A 1,569-nucleotide genomic window follows, 5' to 3' on the forward strand; every position below is an offset into this window, starting at 1 on the left:
CAGGAAGCAACCGGTTGTTTAGTTCATCCTAGGGGGTGAAATAAACGACCATGAGTTGCAGAACGGTCAACAGGAGAGTTGCTCCCACCATCAAACTCCCCCAAATCCATACAACCTGTCGCAGCAGTCCCAAGCTTTCCCGCACCACTTGCGGGGTCAAGGGGCGAGCTGGGATCCCCAATTTGGGTTTCACCTTCGGGATCCCCTGATAGAAATTGGTTCCCCCCAATTGGATCTGCAGCCGCCAGGCAAAAGCCGCTTCGCTCCACCCCGAATTGGGGCTGGGATCCGCTTGCGCGTCCTGACGACACCGCTGCCAGAACCCCCAAGGATCCCGGCTGAGCAGCGCCAGCGTGAGCACCGTCAGGCGGCAGGGCAGCCAAGTCAGCCCATCCTCACAGCGGGCCGGCACTGTGCCCAAATGGGTGAAAGGGGGGTGGCGGTAGCCCACCATCGAATCCAGCGTGCTGCTGGCCTTGTAGGCTAGGGCCAAGGGCGCCCCTCCCAAGAAGGCGTAGAACAGAGGGGCAGTTGCTCCGTCGGGAGTATTTTCGGCCACCGTCTCAATCAGCGCCCGCAAAATCTCCGGCTCCGTCAGGTGCTCTGTATCCCGCCCCACGTAGCGGCTGAGCCGTTGACGGGCCTCCGGCAGATCCCCTTTTTCCAAGGGATCCAACACCTCCAACGCAGCAAAGCGCAGGCTGCGCCCTCCCAGACAACTGGCCATCAGGATCACCTGCATGAGGATCCCTGCCCAGGAATGGATGGCATTGCCGATGGCGACCAGCCCCCAGCCTATGCCGTAGGATCCCCCCACCAAAGTTAGGGTGAGAACTGCCCCGCCCCACTGTTGTGCTTGCGGAGTCGAACAGTGCTTGAGGATATAGCCTTGTCCCCAGGCAATTACAGCCCCCATCACCCGCACCGGATGAGGCCAACCCCAGGGATCCGCCAGCAGATAATCCAAAGCCAAAGCTGCCGCCAGCACCACCCCGGCAGTTGGTTGGGCCGGGAAAAACAGCGATGACTCCATCCCGCCAGCAGGCTCAAACCACAAATCCACTCTCCTGATCCTGAGCCGCCTGCCAGCTCCGAACATCAAAATACAGATCTTCCAAGGTGGTTTCCTCCAGCACCTGCTGCACTTGCCGAGCGATCCGCTGCCACAGGGCTTCCGTCACCCAGTCCAGCCGCTCCGCCGAATACACGGCTGAAGGATTAGAACTGTCCATGAGAGGATCCAAGGATTCTCCCACTGCCGCCAAAATGGCGCTAATCGGGATCCGCCGCGGTGCCCGTGCCAGCCGGTAGCCCCCCTGGGCCCCCCGTTGGGAACAAACCAAGCCGGCCTGGCGCAACTCAATCAGCAACTTTTCCAGGTAGGGAGCTGGGATCCCCTGTCGCTGAGCAATGGCCCGCACCGAAGCCATTTGCCCGGAGCCGAGCATCGCCAGATCCAACAAAGCTTTGATGCTATAGGTGGCCCGCGTTGTCAAGCGCACCGGGATCCCTCTCCGCAGCACTTCTCGATCCTGCCATAGGACTCCGTCCCGCTACCGCGAAAGGACT

The 1,569-nt window shown here is 61.1% G+C and carries 2 protein-coding genes; both read right to left on the bottom strand.

Features of this window, described 5'->3' with window-relative positions; all coding sequences use genetic code 11:
* Positions 1-28: 28 nt before the first annotated feature.
* The gene (gene cbiB / locus NW815_RS13690) at positions 29-1,033 is read right to left on the bottom strand and encodes an adenosylcobinamide-phosphate synthase CbiB (protein WP_414390739.1); all 1,005 of its coding nucleotides are present in this window, start codon (positions 1,031-1,033) and stop codon (positions 29-31) included.
* 13 nt (positions 1,034-1,046) lie between these two features.
* Positions 1,047-1,502 (bottom strand): RrF2 family transcriptional regulator, encoded by a 456-nt coding sequence (locus NW815_RS13695; RefSeq protein WP_414390742.1) that lies wholly within the window; start codon positions 1,500-1,502, stop codon positions 1,047-1,049.
* Positions 1,503-1,569 lie beyond the last annotated feature (67 nt).

The sequence above is a fragment of the Synechococcus sp. R6-7 genome (genome assembly GCF_047461695.1).
Lineage (GTDB): Bacteria > Cyanobacteriota > Cyanobacteriia > Thermostichales > Thermostichaceae > Thermostichus.